Here is a 21,740-nt window from a genome sequence, read left to right as displayed (position 1 = left end):
CACTTCGTTCGGGGTCGGGATTTCCACAAGGTCCACGGCCCCGCCCCCCCAGTCCCCGATCGGTTCGATCCACAACGAGGGACGCTTTTCATAATTCAGCGACACGTCCTCGAAATCGGTAAAGGCGCGCTTGCGCTGCATCAGGCCAAAGCCATGCGGGCGCACATCACTGAAGGCGGAAAACTGCAGGTCGCGCGGGTTGCGCAACGGCCGCCACAACTGCTGGCCACTACCCGTCCACATGGACAGGCCCTCGCTGTCATGCGCGGCGGGCCGCCAGTCATCAACGCGCGTGCGGTCATTCGCATCAAAATAGAACATGCCCGTCAGCGGCGCGATGCCGGATTCCGCAATGGCCTTGCGGGGATAGAGATAGGACTGGACATCAAAGATCGTCGTCTCACCAGGGCGGATGGTAAAACGGAACGCGCCCACCAAAGACGGACTGTCCAGCAGCGCATGGATGACAACGCTGTCCACGCCAGCCTTGGGCTTTTCCAGCCAGAAGGCGCGGAACAGGGCGAATTCCTCCCCCTTCGGGTCGCCGGTCCCGTTGGCGAAGCCGCGCGCGGACAGGCCGTAATTCTGCCCCTTGGCCACCGCACGGAAATAGGACGCGCCAAGGAAGACGCAGAATTCCTCCATCACGCCGGGCGTATTGATCGGCGCACGCAGCCGCAGGCCGGCAAAGCCGATATCATCATTCACCCGCAGGGCCGGATCGTTATAGGTGAACATGTCGGGGTTGAAGGCAATGGGCCGGGCCTGCCCGTCAATGACTTCATGCATGTCAATGCGCGGGGCGTACAGATAGCCACGGGGAAAGAATTCAACATCGAAGCCCAGGTTCTCGCCATGCCACAGGGCCTGTTCCGAACGGAACGCCATGGAATTGTACTGGTCGAAATTCAGGTTACGCAGCGCGGAAGGCAGGGACTGTGACGGGGCCTGATACGCCTGCTGCGACAGCTGGTGCGCCAGCGTGCGCACGGTGGTGGAATCGAAATTGCCACTCTGCGTCGCGCGGGCAGGACGCGCCACGCCAATCCCCGCCACGGTAATGGCGGACAGGGCTGTTCCCGCTTTCATGAAATCACGTCGTAACACTGAGTTTAACTCCAGTCATTTTTCTTGTTTCACCGTAGTGGCACATCATTTTTACCAATTGGCAAAAAAATAATGCCTGAACGTCCGTGATCGTGACTGCCTATGGCTTTTTCACGGCGAAGGCGCGCACATGGCCGCCAGGGTTTCCATCTGTCCCCGCACGGCGTCCCGCGCCGCGTGTTCGATTTCACGGTACAGCCGCAGCACGGCCTCGCCTTCCGGTGACAGGCCAGCGCCCCCGCCCCCACCAGGCCGGGCGGAAACCAGCGGTCGCACGAAGGTCGTGTTCATGGCCTCGACCAGCAGCCACGCGCGGCGATAGGACATGCCCATGGCCCGCGCCGCAGCGGAAATGGAACCGGTCTGGCCAATCTGTTCCAGAAGCTTGATCTTGCCATGCCCCAGCAGGGGCGAGCCATTCGCGTCCACCCGTAATGTCAGGCGCATTTCTGTCATGGTTTCAAAACTCCTGACCACAGCTATATCATCGCCCCTTCTACCGGAAACGGCTTCACCTGAAACGGAATTTTGCCGCAATGACCCAGCCCATTTCCCCATCCGGGCCACCGTCGGGCACATGGCGGCCCATGGGGGTGCAGGATCTGCCCGCCGTCATGGCGCTGGCCACCGCCATGCATCCCGGCTGCCCCGAACGGATGGATGTGCTGGATGAACGCCGAAGGCTATGCCCGGCGGGCTGCCTGATCCTGCCCGATATGCAGGGAAACCCGGGCGGTTATGTCTTAAGCCATCCATGGCGCATGGCCCGCCCGCCCGCGCTGGACACCTATCTGCACCAACTGCCCGCGCAGGCGGATTGCTGGTACCTGCATGACATTGCAATCATCCCCACCCTGCGCGGACGGGGTGCGATGCATGCGGCCCTGCGCATCCTGATGCAACATGCCCGCCAGCACGACCTGCGCTGGATGACGCTAATGGCAGCGGAAGGGGCACGCCCGGTCTGGGCGCATATGGGATTTGAGCCCATGACCAACATCCCGGCAGATATTACCGCATCCTACGGGACCGATGCCTGCCCCATGCGCCGCGCCATTTCCACAACGAGGCAGGCATGAAGGCCGTCTGGAAATCAAAGAAATTTCTGGCGACGCTTTTTTGCAAAAAGCTTCAGGGAACGCCGCCTTTTTGAAAAAAGGCGGCACCCGGAAACTTCCATTATTTATTATTGCCGGTTTATTCTGAAACAGGTCCTTATGCAGGCAGGCTGGCCCGCACGCCATGATCCCGAATGGCCCTGCGCGCGGCGACAACCGCCGCATCCAGCGCGGTGGTATCCATGTCCCGCCAGCCATCAAATGCCGGCAGACGCAGGGCTGCCGCAAGATCACTGTCATTGACCAGCGCCATCTGGTCGGCATCCAGCGTGGGTTCGATCGGGGCATAGGCCTGGCCCTTTTCATCCTGCCCACGCAGCATTTCCAGATAGGCGGCAATCCCGAAGGCAATCCGGTCCAGATCATGCCCGCTATCCAGTGACCGGCGCACGGTATCGGTCCAGAACACGCGTACCTTGGATGCGCCATCGCTACAGATCCGCAGCAGCGTATCGGCCACGGCATGGTTGGAAAACCGGCTGAGCAGACGCCTGCGGTAAGCATCCAGATCCACGCCCGCCGGGGCATCGATCTGCGGCATCGCGTCCTTTGTCCAGTAAGCGTTGGCCAGGCGGACCAGATCGGCGTCCTCCACCGTTTCATGCGCATAGCGGTGCCCCAGCAGCAGGCCCGCGGAACCCAGCAGCACATGCGACGCGTTGAGCATGCGCACCTTTACCTGTTCATACCCCGCCACATCATCCACGAATTCGACCCCCACCCGTTCCAGCGCGGGGCGGCCGTTGCAGAAACGGTCCTCCAGCACCCACTGGCTGAAATCCTCGGCCAGTACCGGCAGATCGTCATCCAGCCCGCTGGCCGCGTTCAGGGCATTGCGGGTTGCGGTATCCACCCCCGGCGTGATGCGGTCCACCATGGAACAGGGAAACGTCACGTTAGCGTCGATCCATTCCGCCAGATCCGCATCCAGCGCACGGGCATAGCCCACGAACGCCTCATGCGCGACATGGCCGTTACTGCGCAGGTTGTCGCAGGACAGGACGGTAAACGGCCCGGCACCCGCCGCCCGCCTGCGGCGCAGGCCTTCGACCACATAGCCAAACACGGTCGTGGGGCGGCCCGGATCCTTCAGGTCCGCCTGCACGGCGGGGGTGTCGAGGCGGAACTGTCCGGTTTCCTCGTTGATGTTATAGCCCCCTTCCGTGATCGTCATGCTGACGATGCGCGTATGCGGATCCGCAAGGCGGGTCAGCACGGCTTCGGGATCGGCGGGAGCCAGCAGGTATTCACGCAGCGCCCCGATGATGGAGACCGCGCGCCCCCCGTCCGCCGCGACTTCCGTCAGGGAATACAGGCAGTCCTGATGTGTGAAGGCATGGGCCTTGGCCTCGCCACGCGCGCCACCGCCCAGCCCCACGCCCACGATGCCCCACTGTGCCTGCCCCGGCAGGGCGAGGCATCTGTTGACGTACCATGCCTCATGCGCGCGAAAGAAGTTGCCGACACCAAAATGAACGATCCCTCGCCCTACTTCCTCCCGCCTGTAACGCAGCGGCTGGACGCTGGCAGGAAGGTGATTCAGGGTTTTTTCGTTCAGCATGGTGCCTTTTGCACTCCTTGGTTGTGGTCTCAGACCCCGTTCTGTCGCATCACGACCTTATCGGTGGAAGCAGGCTCGAACGAAGCCTCGGCCAGGAATGGATGACCCGAAAGCGGAAATGGCCCGTCATCCGTCTGCCCGTTTGACCAGATGTTACGCACGGCCAGCCGCATGTCCGCATGCAGCAGCCCGATAGCGAAACGCATGACAGGGGTCCAGTGTTCCCCCTGCCGTTCCAGTTCGTCCAGGATATCGCGCATTCCGTCATCGGGCAGCGTGCGCCCGCGACGGGATGCCGCCAGCGCATTACAGCGATCGGCCATCTGGCCCAGTATGCGCGCCAGCATGTCACGCTCCTGCTGCAGGATATCACCCGTCCGGGCGGTTTCCCCTTCCACCGCCGCTCGTGAAATGAAGATGGCGTCCGAACGGATCCGGCGCAGCAGTCCGGGCAGGCGCATCACCAGCGGATCATGCCGCGCCAGTGATCCGGGATGTTCGACCTCCGCCTCCTGCACGCCGTCATTGATGTCCTGCAGCAGGGAACGGCACATCACATCCACCGTGCCCAGCGCATCATGGTCGGGATGCTGGTGCAGCGCCGCAGACAGCAGGTCGGACAGGCGGCGCAGCAGGCTTGCGGCATTGCCCAGCACTTCACGCCGCGCCTCATTGCGCAGCACGAAAAACGAGACCGCGAACGACACGACAACCCCCGTCATGATCGAGGCGATACGCTGCAGCGGCCTTGAGAACGGTTCCCCCGTGGCGGGAAACAGCAGCACGACCATGAGCGTGACAATAGCCACCCGCATCTTGGGCCGCAGCGCCACCAGCACCGCCAGCGGCATGAGCATGACCCAGAACACCATGCCGACCGACAGCGCGCACCACTGTTCCAGCGCGATGGCCGACATGCCCGCCGCCGCCCCGATCAGGGTGCCGACGATCTGTTCACGCCCGGTGGACAGTGTCTGGGTCAGGCGCGTCTGGGTAATGACGATGACCGACGTGATCAGCGCCCAGACCGGTTCATCCAGATGGATGATGGTGGCGACAATACCCGACAGGATGAGCGAGACGTTCATCCGCACGACCTGCCGCCACGTTCCCCGCCGCATGATGGAAAGCAGCAGGTTCTTCAGGCGTTCACGCATACGGTTCAGTGCCCGGCGCCATCCGGCAGGGGAAAGGGCACCCAGCGCAGGCCATCGGAATTCTGCACGAGGAACAGCACGGTCTTGCGATGCTGGGTCCGCGCGGTGTCAAGCTGGCGCCGCAGGTCGGCAGGCGTGTTCACGGCCGACTGCTGCACTTCGGTCACCACGTCACCGGGGCGCAGGCCGCGTTCGGCTGCCGGGCTGTCATCGGTCACGCCAGTAACCAGCACGCCCTTCTGCCCTTCCGCCATATTGTATTTCTGGCGCGCGATATCATCCAGGTCACCCACCGTGAAGCCCATGCCGGTAATGGCCATGCTGCCCTGTGCCGGTTTTTTCGCGGGCGGGTTGGCGCCATCGGCCTTGTCGGCCTTTTCCTCGGGCAGGGCGCCGATGGTGATGGCGACATTCATCTGCTGGCCCTTACGCCAGATCCCCAGATGGGCCACGCTGCCGCCCGCAAGTTCGGCCACAAGGCGCGGCAGGGCGCGGCCATCGATTTCCTTGCCGTTCAGGCTCTGGATCACGTCGCCGGTCTGCAGGTGGGCCACCGCCGCCGGTCCCTTTGGCTCCACCCCCGCGATCAGCGCGCCATGGGGGCTTTTCAGGCCCAGCCCATCGGCGATTTCCTGCGTCACGTCCTGAATGCGCACGCCAATCCACCCGCGCGTGACACGGCCATGGCGGCGAAGCTGTTCGATGATGCCCTGCGCCTCGGCGGAAGGAATGGAAAAGCCGATCCCGATCGACCCGCCCGAAGGTGAGAAGATGGCGGTGTTGATGCCGATCACTTCCCCATGCAGGTTAAACAGCGGGCCGCCGGAATTGCCCTTGTTGATGGGCGCATCGGTCTGGATGAAATCATCATACGGACCCTGTTCGATATTGCGCCCGCGTGAGGAGACGATGCCCGCCGTCACCGTGCCCGACAGGCCGAACGGGTTACCGATCGCCAGCACCCAGTCCCCCACGCGCGCATGGTCGCTGTCACCAAAGGGCACGGCGGGCAGCGGCTTGGGACTGTCCACCTTCAGCACCGCAAGGTCGGTGCGGTCGTCATGGCCCAGCAGTCGCGCCTTGAGCACGGTATTGTCCTGCAGCGTAATGGTGATCTGGTCGGCATGGCGCACGACGTGGTTGTTGGTCACGATCACGCCCGATGGGTCGATGATGAAACCCGAACCCAGCGCCTGCATCTTGCGCGGCGGAGCATTGGGGCTGTCCTGCCGGTTCATGAAATCGTGGAAGAATTTCTCGAACGGCGACCCTTCGGGGAAATTGGGCACCTGTGGCGCGCTGTCGCCGTCGTCGCCATCATCATCGTCCTCACCGGGACGGACCATCTCGGTGGTGGATACATTGACGACGGCGGGCAGCAGTCTGGCCGCAAGGTCGGCAAAGCTGTCGGGCATGTTCCGCCCCTCGCCCGGCAGGCGCAGGGGCGGTGTCGTGGCCGCAGGGGCCGTGGCGGCAGGTGCTGCCGCGGCCGGGGCGGGATCAGCCGCGCACGCGGCATGCCCCCCAAGGGCCGTAACCAGCCCCATGGCAAGGCAGGATCGGGAAAAGGCAGCGGCACGAAAGGACATGGGGCTCATATATCCTGCTGAACGGGGTCTGACGCAGTACCCTATATCACGCCCTTCACGCACGCGGAAACCGCGGCCTCAGTTCCGGCATAACGGTGCATTCGCCGGCAGGCCACCCGGTGCCGATGGCGTGGGCCTGCGGGCCGCCACACGGGCGCGTTCGCGGTTGCGCGCCACCCACAGCAGCACCACGAACCCCACTCCATTCACCACCACCTGCATCACCCAGCCCGTGCCGAAACTGGTCAGCACCAGCCGCCCGTACAGGTCCACCAGCGTGCCCGCCGTAAAGATTTCCAGCGAATGCCGCCCGAACAGCGCCATAAGCTGGCCACCGCGCGTCCCCGCCAGCACGGTGGCCAGCGGCGAGGACTGCACCAGGTAGAACAGCGCCAGCACATCCAGCAGCCGCCACGGGGCAAGGATCATCTTGTCCGGCACCGCCATGCCGACGGGCCGCAGGTCGGCAAAGCCCCAGTCCGTCCATGGAAAGGACTGCACGAAGGAAAAGACCAGATACAGCCCGCACACCGCCGCCAGCACGCGCGAACGCGGCAGGCTGCCATCATGCCGTCCGGCCACCCGCGCGCCGCACACCCCCAGCACGAACAGGAACTGCCACGCCAGCGGGTCGAAATACCATCCATCCGGGTCAAGCCAGTTGGGAAAGTTCAGGCGCGGGTCATAATTGACCAGCAGCCAGACCGCCCCGCTCAGCCCCAGCACCACGGGCGTCCCCACCCCGCGCAGCAACGCGTATAACGGCGCGAATCCCAACAGCAGCACGATATAAAGCGGCAGGATGTTCAGGTTACCCGGCAAGGCCTGCAATGACAGCACCCGCCATGCGGAATCCAGCCCGTGGGCCAGTTCGGGTTCAAGAAAATCGACCGGCACCGGCCAGAAATGCCGCCATATGCGGATGGTGGAAATGCACACCACCACCATCGCCATCTGAAATACATAAAGCTGCCAGCACCGACGCCCGATCCGCGCCAGCACCGACGTGACCGGCTGCTTCCTGCCAAACGCACGGCCATAGGCCAGCCACGAGGCATAGCCCGCCAGCAGCACGAACACCTCCGCCGCATCGGCAAAACCGACATTGCGCATGGTGAAACGGTTCAGCACATCCTGCGGGATATGGTCGATGCACATCATGAGCAGCGCTACCCCGCGCAGCGCATCAATCCGGTGATCGCGCCGGTGGGGTACTGTCCCCTGCGATATGGAAATGCCCATCGTGTCCCCTGTCCGCCTGAACGATGCACAAAATGGCTGCAACCATTGTGGCGCAGCGAGCGTAAAGCAGCAAACCGCACAGCCTGCCATTCCCCCCATGGCAGGGATGCCCCGCATGCCGGGCATGACACACGACCGGCATGCGGGCGGGTGCCCACCGTTTCATGACTCGACCACCATGGGCCGCCCCTTCTATACCCGCACGGGCCAGATAGGCAGACAGCAGGGAGCGCACAACCATGACCAGTCCCGACAGGGCAACCATCGAAACCGTGCTGCAACGCGTGCGCACCGCGGATCACGCCATCAGTGTTGCGGATATGGGCAGCCTGGATGCCTTCATGGTGCGTGATGGCGTCCTGCATGTCGCCATCGCGACCGACCGCACGCGGGCGGGATCGCTGCAACCGCTACTGCCCGAACTGGAACGTGCCCTTGTTGGCGCGGTTCCCGGCTGCACGGCGGCCAGTGTCATCCTGACCTCGCATCGCACCACACCGGCGGCCCCGGTGCCACAGGCGGCGCCTGCCACCGCTGGCGGGGGGCATCGTCCCCTCAACCTTGGAGGCAAGACGCCAAAGGCCACGACCGGCCCGCTGCCGCCGGGCGTGGGCGTGGTCATTGCCGTGGCCTCGGGCAAGGGCGGCGTTGGCAAATCCACTACCGCCGTCAACCTTGCGGTGGGCCTGGGGCTGGAGGGGCTGAAGGTCGGGCTGCTGGACGCGGACGTGCATGGTCCCTCCCTGCCGCGCATGATGGGTGTTGGCGACCAGCCCGAAGTGCGCGATGGCCGCCTGATCCCGCCACACAAATGGGGCATCAGCGCCATGTCGATCGGCATGCTGGTGGATGAAAGCAAGGCCATGATCTGGCGCGGGCCGATGGTCATGGGGGCCATCGGGCAGTTGCTGGGTGATGTGGAATGGGGCGCGCTGGACGTTCTGGTGGTGGACATGCCGCCGGGCACGGGGGATGCGCAGCTGACACTGGCGCAGAAAACCGCGTTGGCCGGTGCCGTCATCGTCTCCACCCCACAGGATATCGCCCTGTTGGACGCGCGGCGCGGTGTTGCCATGTTCGAGAAGATGAACGTGCCGGTGCTGGGTGTCGTGGAAAACATGTCCTATTTCTGCTGCCCTAACTGCAACCACCGCACCGAACTGTTCGGCCATGGCGGGGCAAAGGCGGAAGCGGAAAAGATGGGTGTGCCGTTCCTGGGTGAAATCCCGTTGCTGGCCGATATCCGCGCCAGTGCCGATAATGGCGCACCGATTGTGGTCGCCGCCCCCGACAGCCCGGCGGGACAGGCCTATCGCACGCTGGCCCATACGGTTGGTGGCGCGCTGCGTCGCCTGCTGGAACAGAAAAAAAAGGCCGCGCGCCAGGCGGGGCAGTAAAAAGCAATAAAAGTTTTTGGGTGCCGCCTTTTTTCAAAAAGGCGGCGTCTTTCGAAGCTTTTTGAAAAAAGCTTCACCAAAAACTTTTGATTTCCCAGAATGATTTACAGACAGGTTTCTTTACAGCCTGCGGTCACGCTTGATCCGGTCCCATGCCGCATTGATCTGGGCAATGCGGGCCGCACCCTTCGCCTGCTGCGCGGGTGTCGCCCCACGCGCGGTCATGACATCGGGATGGTGTTCACGCACCAGCCTGCGCCAGACAACGCGCACCTCGTCATTGCTGGCATCGCGTGAGATACCCAGCACTTCATAGGCATCCACCTCGCTCACGCCCGGTCGCGCGCCACCGTCACGTGCCCGGTCCCATGCACCGGGGCTGAGGTTGAAGGCCTTGTGCACCCCGCGCAGGAAGGTTTCCTCGCTTGCATTGACCTCCCCATCCGCGCGCGCGATCACGAACAGGGATGCCAGCGCGTCTTCCAGCATGCCGGTCTTGTTGGCAAAGGCGCGGCCAAGTTCGGTAGCGAAGGCGCGATAGTCATCCGTGCGCTGGCGCGCGCTGTCGAACAGGCGGCCAACTTCGCGCATATTCTCGGGCGGCAGTTGGAAACGGCGCTTGAAGGCATCGATTTCAGCGCGGTTCACCGGCCCGTCGCACTTCGCCATCTTGGCGGACAGGATGATGATGACCAGCCCGTACATCTGGTCGCGCTTGCCCATCGCGGCCGCCATCTTGGCCGCCATGAAGGTTGCCGCGCCATTCGGGTCCGCGTTCAGCCGGGGTCCCCAGCGGTCGGTCCATCCTCCCACCGGCGTTTCCAGCAGGGAACCGTTATCCGCGGCGTGACCTAGTGCCGTGCCCACGACAGCGCCCATGGGGCCGCCAACCGCGAACCCCGCAACGCCACCAAAAAGTTTGCCCCAGATTGCCATGCCCCGACGCTAGCACGGATGTCCGGTCAACCCAACTGATCTTCCCTGTCCGTACCAGCGATTTCCGGCAATGCAGGCATCCATTCCCGCAATGCCTCTACCCGCAATGCGGATGCCAGCGGGCGGTCCGGCGGGCGGCCGGCATCAATGCGTCCCACCAGGCCCGCAAGGGTCAGGTCACGCTTTTGCGCGATCAGGTGCAGGGCGTGCCAGAACTCCGGCTCCAGCGCCACGCTGGTGCGGTGACCTGACAGGTTGATGCTGCGTTTGCGCAGCAGGCGCGCGCCACGTTGCGCGGGCAGCGGCATGCCCGTAGCCTCCGGCCCCGTCATCGGGGTAGCCTGAGCGTGGCCCAGCGCGCGGCGTCGGCCACCACGGGGTCGGCATCATCGCACAGCGCCGCGACACCGGGGCGCAGGGCGGGCTGCCCGCTATTGCCAATGGCCACCGCCACGTTGCGCACGAAACGCCCGCGTCCGATGCGCTTGATGGGTGAGCCGGAAAACCGCGCGCGAAAGCCTGCATCATCCAGTGCCACAAGCACACGCAGCGCGGGCGCGCGCAGATCATCCCGCGCGGCCAGCTTCATGTGGTTGGTGGCCACGGCAAAGCGGTTCCACGGACAGACGGCCAGACAGTCATCGCACCCGTAAATGCGGTTGCCCATGGCGGGCCGCAGCCCCTCGGGAATCGGATCGCGGTTTTCGATGGTCAGGTACGAGATGCACCGTCGCGCATCCATTACGCCGGGGGCAGGAAACGCATCGGTCGGACATGCCACGAGGCAGCGCGTGCAACTGCCGCACCCCCCGCCCGACGGGGCCGATTGCGGCAGGTCCAGCGTGGTATAGACCTCGCCCAGAAACAGCCAGCTTCCATGCTGGCGCGAGACAAGGCTGGTGTGCTTGCCCTGCCAGCCAAGGCCCGCGTTCTGTGCCAGCGGTTTTTCCATAACCGGGGCGGTATCGACAAAAACCTTTACCTGCGTGTCGTCCATGCCCTGCCGCCGCCCCTCGTTCACCACGAACTGCGCAAGGTGCTTGAGCATTCCCTTGACCACATCATGGTAATCCCGATTGCGGGCATAGACGGAAATATTGCCCGCATCGGGCACGCGGGTCGTGGCCAGTGCGTCATCTTCGGGCGTGTAATTCAGGCCAAGGGCAATCACGCTGCGCACTTCGGGCCAGAGGCCACGCGGGTCGCCACGCTGTTCCATGCGCTGCGCCATCCAGCCCATGCTGCCCGCAAATCCGTTTTCCACGAACATGGCCAGGCGGGCGCGCACCGCATCATCCAGCCGGGCGGGCGCAAATCCCACCGCGTCAAAACCCAGATCGCGCGCGTGGCCTGCAATCCGCGCAGCCATCCGCACAGGGTCAGGGCCGGACGGTGCGCTGGCCATCAGGCTACCGGGGGAATGTCGGGAAAGGGCATTTCATCACCACTCCAGTCATCCATCGCCCACTGCGCGCGCAGGTGGTCGGCATGGGCGGTGAAGGCGCCATCGACAATCGCCGCCCGCATCCCGCGCATCAGCCGCTGGTAATAGGCAAGGTTATGCCATGTCAGCAGCATCGGGCCGAGGATTTCATTCGCCCGGAACAGGTGATGCAGGTAGGCGCGGCTGTGGCGCGAACAGGCCAGGCAGTCGCAATGCGGCGAAATGGGCCGCGAATCGGTGGCATGGCGGGCATTGCGCAGGTTCAGCGTGCCCCGTTCGGTATAGGCGCGCGCCGTCCGCCCCGCCCGCGTGGGCATGACGCAGTCGAACATGTCCACGCCGCGTTCCACCGCACCCAGCAGGTCATCGGGCGTGCCGACGCCCATAAGGTAACGCGGGCTGGCATCGGGGATCAACGGGACGGTGGATTCAAGGGTGGAGAACATCAGTTCCTGCCCCTCCCCCACCGCAAGGCCGCCAATGGCGTAGCCTTCGAACCCGATTCCCGTCAGCGCCTTCACGCTTTCGGCGCGCAGTTCCGGCTCGGTCCCGCCCTGGATGATGCCGTACTGCGCGTAACCGGGACGCTGGACAAACGCCGTGCGGCAGCGTTCGGCCCAGCGCATGGACATGCGCATGGATTTCGCGATCACGTCAGGGGCCGCAGGCAGCGCGGGACATTCATCAAAGCACATGCTGATGGTGGCATCGAGCGCGTACTGGATATCGGTCGAGCGTTCGGGCGTCAGCCGGTGCCTTGACCCGTCAATATGCGACCGGAAGGTCACCCCGTCCTGATCCAGCTTGCGCAACGGACCCAGCGACATGACCTGGAACCCGCCCGAATCGGTCAGGATCGGCCCCGGCCAGTCCATGAACCGGTGCAGCCCCCCCAGCGCGCGCACCCGCTCCGCCCCGGGCCGCAGCATCAGGTGATAGGTATTGCCCAGCACGATGCCCGCACCCGTGGACCGCACGCTGTCCATCGTCATGGCCTTGACCGTGCCAACGGTGCCAACGGGCATGAAGGTCGGGGTCGGCACGCTGCCATGGGCGGTGTCCAGCCAGCCGGCACGGGCATGGCCCGCGCGGGCTTCGGGCCGCCAGCGGAATGTGGTCATGGCAGGTCTCCTTCAGTGCGGTGCAGCAGGCAGGCGTCGCCATAGGAATAGAAGCGGTAGCCGCTGGCGATGGCATGGGCGTAGGCCGCCTTCATGCGGTGATAGCCACCAAAGGCGCAGACCAGCATGAACAGCGTCGAGCGCGGCAGGTGAAAATTGGTCAGCAGCATGTCCACTGCGCGGAAGCGGTAGCCGGGACGGATGAAGATCGATGTCTCACCATGGAAGGGATGAACGATGCCGTTTTCATCCGTGGCGCTTTCCAGAAGCCGCAACGATGTCGTGCCCACCGCCACGATCCGCCCGCCCGCCGCACGGGCGGCGTTGATGCGGGCTGCGGCATGGGGGGAAATCGTGCCACGTTCGGCATGCATGCGGTGGGCGGAAATCTGGTCGCTGCGCATGGGCAGGAACGTGCCCGCGCCCACATGCAGCGTCAGCGTCTGGCGGATAACACCCGCCGCATCCAGCCCCGCCAGCAGGCCAGGGGTAAAATGCAACCCCGCCGTGGGCGCGGCCACCGCACCACGGTGCTGGGCGAAGATGGTGCTGTAATCCTTACGGTCCGCATCCGTGGGGCCGTCGGGCCGGGCGATATAGGGTGGCAGCGCCAGATGGCCCACATCATGCAGGAACTGGTCGAATGCCTCCCCTTCCGCGCTGAAGCGCAGGGTCACGTCGCCCCCCTCGCCGCGCGCGATCACCTGCGCCGTGACATGGGACGCGCCAAAGGTCAGCGTATCACCGGGATGCAGGCGGCGGGCATTGCGGGCCAGCACGTGCCATGTGCCATCGGGCAGGATACGGTCCAGCGTAATGCCGATCTTCGCATCCCCCCGCATGGCCGACAGCTGTGCCGGGATCACCGCCGTATCATTGGCCACCAGGATGTCGCCCGCGCGCAGGCACCCCGGCAGGTCACGCACATGGCGGTCCGTGAACGGGCCATCCACCGGCACGTCCAGCAGGCGCGCGCTGTCACGCGGGCGGGCCGGGTGGTCGGCGATATTCTGTGGCGGGAGGGTGAAGTCGAAATCAGAAACCAGATCCGTCATGCGGCTCCCTTTACGGAATCCGCACCATACTTGCCAGCCCGAACTGTCACCATTGCAACAAAGCGGGCAGCCATAGCCCCCATGCATGGCGATGTTGGACAGACGCAGCCGGGGAAGCCACAATAAGATGCGATTCCCGCATGGGAATTTCCGGACCCGGTCCCGGCCGGGCCAGTGAACAGACACAGGAGACACAGCCCCATGTCCTATGCCCAGCTTGACGCCGCCCGCATTACCCGCGCCTGCTACACCGCCCTGCAGGTGCTGGAATCGGTCGAGGAAAAGGACCGGAACGAGACCTACCAGCGCAAGACGCTGATGATCCAGCGCATCGAGGCCCTGGCCCGCGCCGCCGCCGAAAGCAAGAACGGGGATCAGGTCATCACCCTGACCTCGGAAGAATTCTGGCTGATCAGCCAGAACTGGTAATCTTCCCCCAACCGGCCAACGTTGCCCCCTATCCGCGCGGCCTGTCGCGCGGAAAGCAGGAAACCGACATGACCTTTACACTGACAAGCCGTTCCTTTCACGATGGCGACCGCCTGCCCGCAGCGCAGGTGTTCGACGGGATGGGCTATTCCGGTGGCAACATCTCGCCGCCGCTGGCATGGCAGGACGCGCCCGCCGGCACCAAAAGCTTCGCCATCACCATGTATGATCCCGACGCGCCCACGGGTTCGGGCTGGTGGCACTGGGTTGTCATCAATATTCCCGCCACGGTATCATCCCTGCCTGCAGGCGCCGGATCGGGTGACAACAACCTGCCGGAACCCGCTGAAATGACGCGCACCGATTTTGGCGGCAATGTCTATGGTGGTGCAGCCCCCCCGCCGGGACCGGACCATCATTACATTTTCACCATCCATGCGCTGGATATCGAACGGATCGAACTGCCCAATGATGCATCGGGCGCCATGGTGGGCTTTGTCATCAACCAGCACAGCCTGGGTTCCGCCAAACTGACCGCCGTGTTTGGCAAGCAGCCGAAATAACGGCCCGCAAGCGTATCGACCCGATAAACGGTTGATAAAAATAAAAAGTTTTTGGGTGCCGCCTTTTTTCAAAAAGGCGGCGTTCCCTGAAGCTTTTTGAAAAAAGCTTCACCAAAAACTTTTACCACATATTACCCCTGATAGGACGCGATCTCGATCAGGTTGCCATCGGGGTCATGACAGTAGACCGATGTCACCGGTCCCAGCGCGCCCAGGCGGGCCACCGGCCCCTCGGTCACGCGGACACCGCATTTTTCAAGGTGTTCAATGATATCGACACTGTTCAGCGCGGTGGTGAAACACAGATCATTGGTACCAGGCAGCGCATCTTCCGCCGTGGTCCAGCCTTCGGCCCCATAGGGACGGAGGTTGATTTTCTGGCCGCCGAATTTCAGCGCCGTGCGGTTGTTGCGCCCGTATTCCTCACGCTCCATGCCCAGCACGCGCTGGAACCACGAGGCCGAGACCTCAAGGTCACGGACACTCACCACAAGGTGGTCAAGACGATCGACGGTAAAACGCATGGCGCTCCCTAACCCTCCGGTTGTCCGGCCTGACGGACAGGCCGGACGGATCGCCATGCGGTCACGTTCAGCCGGTCAGGCCATCATAAAAATCATTACCCTTGTCGTCGATCACGATAAAGGCCGGAAAATTCTCGACCTCGATCTTCCAGACCGCTTCCATGCCCAGTTCGGGGTATTCCAGCACCTCGACCTTGCGGATGCAGTCCTGCGCCAGACGGGCCGCGGGGCCACCGACGGATCCAAGGTAGAAGCCGCCATATTCCTTGCACGCATCGCGCACGGCCTTGGAACGGTTACCCTTGGCCAGCATGACATACGACCCGCCCGCCTTCTGCAGCATGGCCACGTAGCTGTCCATGCGGCCAGCCGTGGTGGGACCGAAGGAACCCGTGGGCATGCCTTCGGGCGTCTTGGCGGGGCCAGCGTAATAGACGGGATGGTCCTTGAGGTACTGCGGCAGGCCCTCACCCTTTTCCAGCCGTTCGCGGAATTTGGCGTGCGCAATGTCACGCGCCACCACCATCGTGCCGGTCAGGGACAGGCGGGTGCGCACGGGATACTGCGACAGCTTGCGGCGGATTTCGTCCATCGGCTGGTTCAGGTCGATCTGCACCGCCTCCCCATCCAGATCGTCATCCGTGGTTTCAGGCAGGAAGCGGGCGGGATCGGTCTCAAGCTGTTCCAGAAAGACGCCATCAGCGGTGATCCGCGCCTTGACCTGACGGTCAGCCGAGCATGACACCCCGATTCCCACCGGCAGGGACGCGCCATGGCGCGGCAGGCGCACGACGCGTACATCATGGCAGAAATACTTGCCGCCAAACTGCGCGCCGATCCCCAGGCGCTGGGTCAGCTTGTGGATTTCCGCTTCCATCTCAAGATCACGGAAGGCATGGCCATGCGCGCTGCCTTCGGTCGGCAGGCTGTCGAGCCAGCGGGTGGAGGCCAGCTTGACGGTTTCAAGGTTCTGTTCGGCCGACATGCCGCCAATCACCACGGCAAGGTGGTACGGCGGGCAGGCGGAGGTACCCAGCGTGCGGATCTTGCCATCAAGCCATTTCAGCAGGTGTTCCTTGCTGGACAGCAGGGCGCGGGTTTCCTGGAACAGGAAGGTCTTGTTGGCCGACCCGCCGCCCTTGGCGATGAACATGAGGTCCATCTGTTCGGCATGGTAATCACCGGGTGTGGCCGAGATATGGAACTGCACCGGCAGGTTGGTGCCGGTGTTCACTTCCTCGAACATCGACACCGGCGCCATCTGCGAATACCGCAGCGAGGTGCCGGTATAGGTGTCGTACACCCCGCGTGAGAAGGCTTCCTCCTCATTGCCATCCACCCACACGCGCTGGCCCTTCTTGCCATACACGATGGCGGTGCCGGTATCCTGGCACATGGGCAGCACGCCACCGGCTGCAATACAGGCGTTCTTGAGCAGGTCCAGCGCCACGAAGCGGTCGTTTTCAGACGCCTCGGGGTCCTTCAGGATCTTGGCAAGCTGCGCCAGATGGCCGGGGCGCAGCAGGTGCGCCACGTCGTTGAAGGCGCGGGCGGCCAGCGCCGTCAGGGCTTCGGGACGGACATGGACCACCGTGCGGCCACCAAGGACCGAGGTGGTAATCCCCTCGATCTCCAGTTTCTTCCACGGTGTGTCATCATCATGCAGCGGAAACAGCGGGCCATAGACAAATGGCTTGCGCGTGGGTGCGGATACATTCAACGGACGGTCTCCTGCCTTTTCCCCCGGATTGGTTCCGGGTGGCGGCGTTCAGGTTCAGGGCGCGCCCGGCGCATCCGGCGCGCCCGGATGGAAGATGTGGCTCAGCCCGGTCCCGCGGGTCCCTTCTTGCGGAAGGCGGCGAGACTGACAACCTGCGAACCTTCGCCCTTGTCCGCATCCGCGCCATCCGCTGCCGTATCGGCGGCGGGGGTGGGCTGCGCCGTGTCCGCCGTGGCGGCCTGCACCGGCACCACGTTGGGTGTGGCGGCAGCAGTCACGGGCGGCTGTTCGGGTACGGTAAAGCGCAGGGCAAGACGGATATGCGGATCGGCAAAGGCGGATACGGCCGCGACCGGAATCACCAGCGTGGAGGGAATCCCCCCGAATGACAGCCCGACCGATATGATCTGGTGCGTGCGGTCCACCTTCAGGTCCCAGAACTGGTGCTGAAGGACGATGGTGATTTCATGCGGATACTGGGCGCGCAGGCGGTCGGGCATTTCAACACCCGGCCAGTCGGTCCTGAATGTCAGGTAGAAATGATGATCACCCGGCAGTCCCTGCGCCGCCGCATATTCGAGCGCGCGCAGCATGACCTGCCGGTAGGCATCCTCGATCCAGGAATCATAGGGCATGAGGCTGTCGGGAATGGCGGTGTCAAAACCGTTTTCCTCGTCATGATCATCGGACATTATCGGACTTCTCCGTACATCCGCCCGGACGGTTTCCCCGCCGGACCGGATTTTTGCAGACATGCGGGTTCAGGCCACGCCGTGCCACAGCTTCAAGCTGTGCGTCAAACTTCATGGCGTGGCAAGCCACTGGGGTCGGGCATCCCTTCACGAAGCGGATACCGCGCCATCAACCTAACATGAACAGGAGACAAGGTGGGAGGGCTTCTGTTGCCCGGTGCCCTCCCGAACCGCGCTTATCGCTTATGCAGCGACAGCGAGCACCTCAGAGTTATCATTGGCACTTGTAATTTAGCCCGATAACGGTGGTACAATGCCGGGCAAAAGGCGGGTCTTTACCATGCGTGTCGAGCCTGTTTCGTCCCCATGTTCCCCAAGATCTGGGGAAATTGGTGGAGACGCCGGGTACCGCCCCCGGGTCCACAACACTTATTCCACGCGCCGTTTATCGCCATAGCCAAGGGGCAAGCCCCTCCGGCACTTCCGCATATAGGGATTGGCCGTGCATCTGGCAAGGGGACACACGCCCGGTGAAGACATGCGGGGCGCAATCCCCACCGCTGGCACCCGGGCGGATTTTTTTTGCATATGCCAACAGGTCAGTCGCTTCTGGCAGGGGTGAACACCCGGCCTGTCCGATGTGCCCGCTGCCGGTAGCGACAAATGGGGACAGGCCCCAATTTTCCATGGAAAACACGGGCGTTTCCGCCCGAGCGCGCGCCATCATGCCGCCGCAAAGACAGGCCACAGCCACACGACCGGCGCAGGCCATGCGGGCTATCGATACGGGTTATCGTCTTGGATATGACATGGCCCATATGGTATGGCCCGCGTCCTTTGGTATGATCAAGCAAGACAGACGGGACGGGGCGACACATGTTTTCCAGTGAGCAGAAATCGGCAATCGAGGCAGCCCGCGCCGGATGGGCGCAGACGCGCCGCCTGGTCGTCCCCGCGGTGGAAGATGTGCTGTATTCCCCCATTCCCGTGCTGGAAACCGGTTTCATCCGCGCGGTGGACTACATGGGCGGCGATAGCGGCATCGTGCAGGGCGCGCGCGTATCCTACGGCAAGGGCACGCGCAGCACGTCCGATGACCGGGGGCTGATCCGCTACCTCATGCGTCACCGGCACACCAGCCCGTTTGAGCTGGCCGTGCTCAAGCTGCATGTGCGCGCACCCATTTTCGTAACCCGCCAGTGGTTCCGCCACCGCACCGCCAGCATCAACGAATATTCGGCCCGCTATTCGGTGCTGGAAAAGGAATTCTATTTCCCCCGCCCCGAAGACATCGCCGCCCAGTCCACGAACAACAAGCAGGGCCGCGCCGATGCCCTGCCCCCCGAACAGGCGCAGCAGGTCCTTGATATCCTGCGTGATGACGCATCGCGCTGCTATGACCATTACCTCGACCTGCTCAACGAGGACGAAAACGGCGAAAGGCGCGACCCGGACCGTCCGGCCATCGCGCGGGAACTTGCGCGCATGAACCTGCCGGTCAACATCATGACCCAGTTCTACTGGCAGATTAACCTGTGGAACCTGCTGCACTTCCTGCGCCTGCGCGCGGACAGCCACGCACAGTACGAAATCCGTGCCTATGCTGACGCCATCCTGCAGATCGTGCAGAAATGGGCGCCGCTGACCTACGAAGCCTTTACCGATTACATGCGTGACGCGGTCCTGCTGTCCGGTCCGGCGCTGAAGGTGCTGCGCGCGGCCATGGGCGGTCAGCCCGTTGATCCGGCGCAGGCCGGCCTGTCAAAGCGCGAGATCCGGGAACTGGCGGAACTGTTCCCCGAAATCGCGTCGAAGCTTGCACGCTGAGGGCACGATATTTTCAAATAAACGTGATGTCATGCTACTGCGCCAATATCATGGCGTTGAAGGCATTGTGGATTTTACGTCACACTCAGCGCGGCAATTCTGCCAGCCATTCCCGTTCCAAGGTCGCTTCACGGCAGGCTTTGCCCCATGTTCCCCATGCAGGGCAGCCACAATATGCCTTCATCCTGTGGCAAGCGGATTGCACAACAGCGATCCCATGCTAGAGAGTGACGCAAGAATGGGGTGTCATTGCCCGGTTCGGGATTCTTGCAAACGCATTGGGCCATCCCGCCATGCCAGCATGGCGGGCAAGCGAATACAGAGGGAAGCGGAAACGAGTATGCGCGCAGAGACAGGATCGAATTCTTGGTCGTCCCGCCCGTCCCCGCGTCGCCCGTCGCTTCGCGTGGCCGGGATGGCACTTGGGCTGATCGGGCTTGCCTCATGCGCAACCCCGCCGCCCAAGGACCCGGACGCGCTGGCTGAATACAAGGAAGCCAACGACAAGTACGAAAAGCTGAACCGCAAGAATTTCGACCTGACCATGTGGGCCAACAAATACACCCTGCGCCCGGTGGCAAAGGCCTATATCTGGGCCGTGCCGCGCCCGCTGCGCAATTCGATCGGTGGCCTGTACCAGACCATGAACGAACCGGTCGTGTTCTTTAACGACGTGGGCGCGGGCAAGCCACGCCGCGCGGGTGACGCCTTCGTGCGGTGGTGCATCAACATGACGGTCGGCATTGGCGGGCTGATCGACGTGGCCAATTACGCCGGCTACAAGCACCACGACAACGACGCCGGCCTGACGCTGGCGACGTGGGGCGTGCCATCGGGCCCCTACCTGTTCCTGCCGGTGCTGGGTCCGTCCTCGTTCCGTGACGGGGTTGGCTATGGCATCGACGTTGGCCTGTCACCGTGGAACTACGTGCCCCGCGGCTACGGGCTGCTGACCTTCAACTGGGCCTATAACATCATGGGCACCATCAACGGCATGGCAACCAACGTCGACGCGCTGGACCAGGTCATGAAGGATTCGCTTGATCCCTACGCCACCATCCGCAGTGCCTACCAGCAGCAGCGCAAGGCAATGGCGGAAAACATAAAGAATGACCATCGGGCCACCGTGCCGGATTGGTACCACAACAGATAAAAGGGACACAGCGATGCAGACATCCATCCCCCGTCGCCATGCACTGGCTCTGCTGGCAGCGACCGCCGCCGCCATGCCTGTTGCTTCAGCATGGGCGGTTGATGCCGGCGCGCAGGCCCGTTCCTTCGTCACCATGTTCGGCAACAAGCTGGTTGGCGTGGTCAACAGCGATATCTCGCTGGAAAAGAAGAAGCAGGACATCCTGCCCCTTCTGGAACAGTATGTGGATGTGGACGCCATCGGCCGCTACTGCCTTGGCCGCTACTGGCGCACCGCCACACCGGAACAGCAGACACGCTACATCAAGCTGTTCCATCAGGTGCTGGTCAACGCCATTACCGACAAGATCGGTGATTATCGCGGCGTGACCTTCGTGGTCGGTTCCAGCGCACCCGCGGGTGAGGACACGGCCGTGTCCACCGTCATCAACCGCCCCGGTCAGCCAGGCGCGGACACCCAGTGGATCATCAGCACCACCAGTGGCAGCCCGAAGGTCGTGGACGTGGTGGGCGAAGGGGCAAGCCTGCGCCTGACCCAGCGGCAGGATTATGGTTCTTTCATCGCACGCAATGGCGGCAATGTGGATGCCCTGCTGCATGCACTGGACAAGCAGATCGCCAACCATCACTAGAACCTTCCAATTCTGCCATGCAGAGTTGGAGAACAATAAAAAAGCCGGCATTTATGCCGGTTTTTTATTATAATCATGTCTTAAGAAACGCCTGTAATCATAAGAACGTTTTTGGTGAAGCTTTTTTCAAAAAACTTCAATGAATGCCACCTTTTTGAAAAAAGGCGGCGCCCAAAAACTTTTGTTTTTATCAGCGTATTATTTTTTAAACAGACTTTGATAAAAATTTAAATATATTCAATATTATTTGTTATGTTTTTATTATTTACATTATGAATATTTATCAATATTCACTTTAATTAAACTCCACAACAATTACCGTTGATATCATCGCGCGGCTCCAATCCTGATCATTAAATCGGAATTCAGATAGCGCTTTGGCGAAACTTTTATTTCTTAAACTATCGTAAATTATTGGAAGGTAATGAATTTTGCACATCATATTATTCAATTAAATGATAAAATATAATTTTA

The 21,740-nt window shown here is 62.7% G+C and carries 21 protein-coding genes and 1 other RNA gene; 7 read left to right on the top strand and 15 right to left on the bottom strand.

The features are described from left to right. Together F1542_RS12405 and F1542_RS12400 are read right to left on the bottom strand one after the other, a co-directional pair. Positions 1–1,089 (bottom strand): glucan biosynthesis protein (locus F1542_RS12405; protein WP_193733317.1); only part of this gene is annotated, 1,089 nt, incomplete at its 3' end. A 129-nt stretch (positions 1,090–1,218) separates the two neighbouring features. Continuing rightward, complete coding sequence (locus F1542_RS12400; RefSeq protein ID WP_193733309.1) at positions 1,219–1,563, bottom strand: winged helix-turn-helix domain-containing protein; 345 nt, start codon at positions 1,561–1,563, stop codon at positions 1,219–1,221. Positions 1,564–1,643: 80 nt separating this feature from the next. Here F1542_RS12400 and F1542_RS12395 point away from each other — a divergent pair, with 80 nt between their 5' ends. Next, a complete protein-coding gene (locus tag F1542_RS12395) occupies positions 1,644–2,186 on the top strand; it encodes a GNAT family N-acetyltransferase (RefSeq protein WP_193733308.1) in 543 nt (180 codons plus the stop codon). A gap of 136 nt (positions 2,187–2,322) precedes the next feature. On the opposite strand, the gene F1542_RS12390 is transcribed toward F1542_RS12395, so the two are convergent. From F1542_RS12390 to F1542_RS12375, 4 genes are all read right to left on the bottom strand, one after another. Next, positions 2,323–3,786: a mannitol dehydrogenase family protein gene (locus F1542_RS12390; RefSeq protein ID WP_193733307.1), complete on the bottom strand. Its 1,464-nt coding sequence runs from the start codon at positions 3,784–3,786 to the stop codon at positions 2,323–2,325. 29 nt (positions 3,787–3,815) lie between these two features. Next, positions 3,816–4,943 (bottom strand): FUSC family protein, encoded by a 1,128-nt coding sequence (locus F1542_RS12385; RefSeq protein WP_193733306.1) that lies wholly within the window; start codon positions 4,941–4,943, stop codon positions 3,816–3,818. Positions 4,944–4,948: 5 nt separating this feature from the next. After that, positions 4,949–6,490, bottom strand: coding sequence for a DegQ family serine endoprotease (locus tag F1542_RS12380; protein WP_408886256.1), 1,542 nt, complete (start codon positions 6,488–6,490; stop codon positions 4,949–4,951). Between the two features lie 120 nt (positions 6,491–6,610). Further along, positions 6,611–7,774, bottom strand: a complete 1,164-nt coding sequence (locus F1542_RS12375; protein ID WP_193733304.1) for an OpgC family protein — start codon at positions 7,772–7,774, stop codon at positions 6,611–6,613. 239 nt (positions 7,775–8,013) lie between these two features. Here F1542_RS12375 and F1542_RS12370 point away from each other — a divergent pair, with 239 nt between their 5' ends. Then, a complete protein-coding gene (locus F1542_RS12370; protein WP_193733303.1) occupies positions 8,014–9,171 on the top strand; it encodes an Mrp/NBP35 family ATP-binding protein in 1,158 nt (385 codons plus the stop codon). 120 nt (positions 9,172–9,291) lie between these two features. Here F1542_RS12370 and F1542_RS12365 read toward each other — a convergent pair whose 3' ends face one another. Genes F1542_RS12365 through queA form a run of 5 tightly spaced genes read right to left on the bottom strand, consistent with a single transcriptional unit; the run spans position 9,292 to position 13,727 of the window. Further along, positions 9,292–10,107, bottom strand: coding sequence for a TerB family tellurite resistance protein (locus F1542_RS12365; RefSeq protein ID WP_193733302.1), 816 nt, complete (start codon positions 10,105–10,107; stop codon positions 9,292–9,294). A 26-nt stretch (positions 10,108–10,133) separates the two neighbouring features. Further along, positions 10,134–10,439 (bottom strand): ribbon-helix-helix domain-containing protein, encoded by a 306-nt coding sequence (locus tag F1542_RS12360; protein ID WP_193733301.1) that lies wholly within the window; start codon positions 10,437–10,439, stop codon positions 10,134–10,136. Then, positions 10,436–11,512, bottom strand: coding sequence for a tRNA epoxyqueuosine(34) reductase QueG (gene queG / locus F1542_RS12355; protein WP_193733300.1), 1,077 nt, complete (start codon positions 11,510–11,512; stop codon positions 10,436–10,438). Before queG ends, F1542_RS12360 begins: the two co-directional genes overlap by 4 nt. Next, entirely contained in the window at positions 11,512–12,672 is a 1,161-nt protein-coding gene (tgt, locus tag F1542_RS12350) for a tRNA guanosine(34) transglycosylase Tgt (protein ID WP_193733299.1), read from the bottom strand. Before tgt ends, queG begins: the two co-directional genes overlap by 1 nt. Then, on the bottom strand, positions 12,669–13,727 hold the full coding sequence (queA, locus tag F1542_RS12345; RefSeq protein ID WP_193733298.1) for a tRNA preQ1(34) S-adenosylmethionine ribosyltransferase-isomerase QueA: 1,059 nt from the start codon (positions 13,725–13,727) through the stop codon (positions 12,669–12,671). The genes tgt and queA overlap by 4 nt, the downstream gene beginning before the upstream one ends. Positions 13,728–13,928: 201 nt before the next feature. On the opposite strand from queA, the gene F1542_RS12340 reads away from it, so the two are divergent. Continuing rightward, positions 13,929–14,156 (top strand): hypothetical protein, encoded by a 228-nt coding sequence (locus tag F1542_RS12340; protein WP_010508270.1) that lies wholly within the window; start codon positions 13,929–13,931, stop codon positions 14,154–14,156. 68 nt (positions 14,157–14,224) lie between these two features. Then, complete coding sequence (locus F1542_RS12335; RefSeq protein WP_193733297.1) at positions 14,225–14,719, top strand: kinase inhibitor; 495 nt, start codon at positions 14,225–14,227, stop codon at positions 14,717–14,719. Between the two features lie 131 nt (positions 14,720–14,850). Here F1542_RS12335 and F1542_RS12330 read toward each other — a convergent pair whose 3' ends face one another. The 4 genes from F1542_RS12330 to ssrA form a co-directional block, all read right to left on the bottom strand. Further along, on the bottom strand, positions 14,851–15,243 hold the full coding sequence (locus F1542_RS12330) for a VOC family protein (protein ID WP_193733296.1): 393 nt from the start codon (positions 15,241–15,243) through the stop codon (positions 14,851–14,853). A gap of 67 nt (positions 15,244–15,310) precedes the next feature. Beyond that, positions 15,311–16,963, bottom strand: a complete 1,653-nt coding sequence (locus F1542_RS12325; protein WP_019090804.1) for a fumarate hydratase — start codon at positions 16,961–16,963, stop codon at positions 15,311–15,313. Positions 16,964–17,064: 101 nt separating this feature from the next. Further along, entirely contained in the window at positions 17,065–17,655 is a 591-nt protein-coding gene (locus F1542_RS12320) for an SspB family protein (RefSeq protein WP_193733295.1), read from the bottom strand. 194 nt (positions 17,656–17,849) lie between these two features. Next, positions 17,850–18,174, bottom strand: a transfer-messenger RNA (tmRNA) gene (gene ssrA / locus F1542_RS12315). A gap of 357 nt (positions 18,175–18,531) precedes the next feature. Between ssrA and thyX the strand changes: the two genes are divergently transcribed. From thyX to F1542_RS12300, 3 genes are all read left to right on the top strand, one after another. Then, positions 18,532–19,482, top strand: coding sequence for an FAD-dependent thymidylate synthase (gene thyX, locus F1542_RS12310; protein ID WP_193733294.1), 951 nt, complete (start codon positions 18,532–18,534; stop codon positions 19,480–19,482). A gap of 415 nt (positions 19,483–19,897) precedes the next feature. Then, positions 19,898–20,635 carry a VacJ family lipoprotein gene (locus F1542_RS12305; protein ID WP_010508262.1) on the top strand — a complete coding sequence of 246 codons (738 nt, stop codon included), beginning with the start codon at positions 19,898–19,900 and terminating at the stop codon, positions 20,633–20,635. Positions 20,636–20,648: 13 nt separating this feature from the next. After that, positions 20,649–21,266 carry a phospholipid-binding protein MlaC gene (locus F1542_RS12300; RefSeq protein ID WP_010508261.1) on the top strand — a complete coding sequence of 206 codons (618 nt, stop codon included), beginning with the start codon at positions 20,649–20,651 and terminating at the stop codon, positions 21,264–21,266. Positions 21,267–21,740 lie beyond the last annotated feature (474 nt).

The organism is Komagataeibacter sp. FXV3 (genome assembly GCF_015155755.1).
Lineage (GTDB): Bacteria > Pseudomonadota > Alphaproteobacteria > Acetobacterales > Acetobacteraceae > Komagataeibacter.
This window is presented reverse-complemented; position numbering and strand designations above follow the sequence as displayed.

Excerpts from the sequence above, each read along its gene's own strand:
- F1542_RS12400 (WP_193733309.1), bottom strand. The coding sequence starts at position 1,563 with ATGACAGAAATGCGCCTGACATTACGGGTGGACGCGAATGGCTCGCCC.
- F1542_RS12395 (WP_193733308.1), top strand. The coding sequence starts at position 1,644 with ATGACCCAGCCCATTTCCCCATCCGGGCCACCGTCGGGCACATGGCGG.
- F1542_RS12390 (WP_193733307.1), bottom strand. The coding sequence starts at position 3,786 with ATGCTGAACGAAAAAACCCTGAATCACCTTCCTGCCAGCGTCCAGCCG.
- F1542_RS12385 (WP_193733306.1), bottom strand. The coding sequence starts at position 4,943 with ATGCGTGAACGCCTGAAGAACCTGCTGCTTTCCATCATGCGGCGGGGA.
- F1542_RS12380 (WP_408886256.1), bottom strand. The coding sequence starts at position 6,490 with ATGGGGCTGGTTACGGCCCTTGGGGGGCATGCCGCGTGCGCGGCTGAT.
- F1542_RS12375 (WP_193733304.1), bottom strand. The coding sequence starts at position 7,774 with ATGGGCATTTCCATATCGCAGGGGACAGTACCCCACCGGCGCGATCAC.
- F1542_RS12370 (WP_193733303.1), top strand. The coding sequence starts at position 8,014 with ATGACCAGTCCCGACAGGGCAACCATCGAAACCGTGCTGCAACGCGTG.
- F1542_RS12365 (WP_193733302.1), bottom strand. The coding sequence starts at position 10,107 with ATGGCAATCTGGGGCAAACTTTTTGGTGGCGTTGCGGGGTTCGCGGTT.
- F1542_RS12360 (WP_193733301.1), bottom strand. The coding sequence starts at position 10,439 with ATGACGGGGCCGGAGGCTACGGGCATGCCGCTGCCCGCGCAACGTGGC.
- queG (WP_193733300.1), bottom strand. The coding sequence starts at position 11,512 with ATGGCCAGCGCACCGTCCGGCCCTGACCCTGTGCGGATGGCTGCGCGG.
- tgt (WP_193733299.1), bottom strand. The coding sequence starts at position 12,672 with ATGACCACATTCCGCTGGCGGCCCGAAGCCCGCGCGGGCCATGCCCGT.
- queA (WP_193733298.1), bottom strand. The coding sequence starts at position 13,727 with ATGACGGATCTGGTTTCTGATTTCGACTTCACCCTCCCGCCACAGAAT.
- F1542_RS12340 (WP_010508270.1), top strand. The coding sequence starts at position 13,929 with ATGTCCTATGCCCAGCTTGACGCCGCCCGCATTACCCGCGCCTGCTAC.
- F1542_RS12335 (WP_193733297.1), top strand. The coding sequence starts at position 14,225 with ATGACCTTTACACTGACAAGCCGTTCCTTTCACGATGGCGACCGCCTG.
- F1542_RS12330 (WP_193733296.1), bottom strand. The coding sequence starts at position 15,243 with ATGCGTTTTACCGTCGATCGTCTTGACCACCTTGTGGTGAGTGTCCGT.
- F1542_RS12320 (WP_193733295.1), bottom strand. The coding sequence starts at position 17,655 with ATGTCCGATGATCATGACGAGGAAAACGGTTTTGACACCGCCATTCCC.
- thyX (WP_193733294.1), top strand. The coding sequence starts at position 18,532 with ATGTTTTCCAGTGAGCAGAAATCGGCAATCGAGGCAGCCCGCGCCGGA.
- F1542_RS12305 (WP_010508262.1), top strand. The coding sequence starts at position 19,898 with ATGGCACTTGGGCTGATCGGGCTTGCCTCATGCGCAACCCCGCCGCCC.
- F1542_RS12300 (WP_010508261.1), top strand. The coding sequence starts at position 20,649 with ATGCAGACATCCATCCCCCGTCGCCATGCACTGGCTCTGCTGGCAGCG.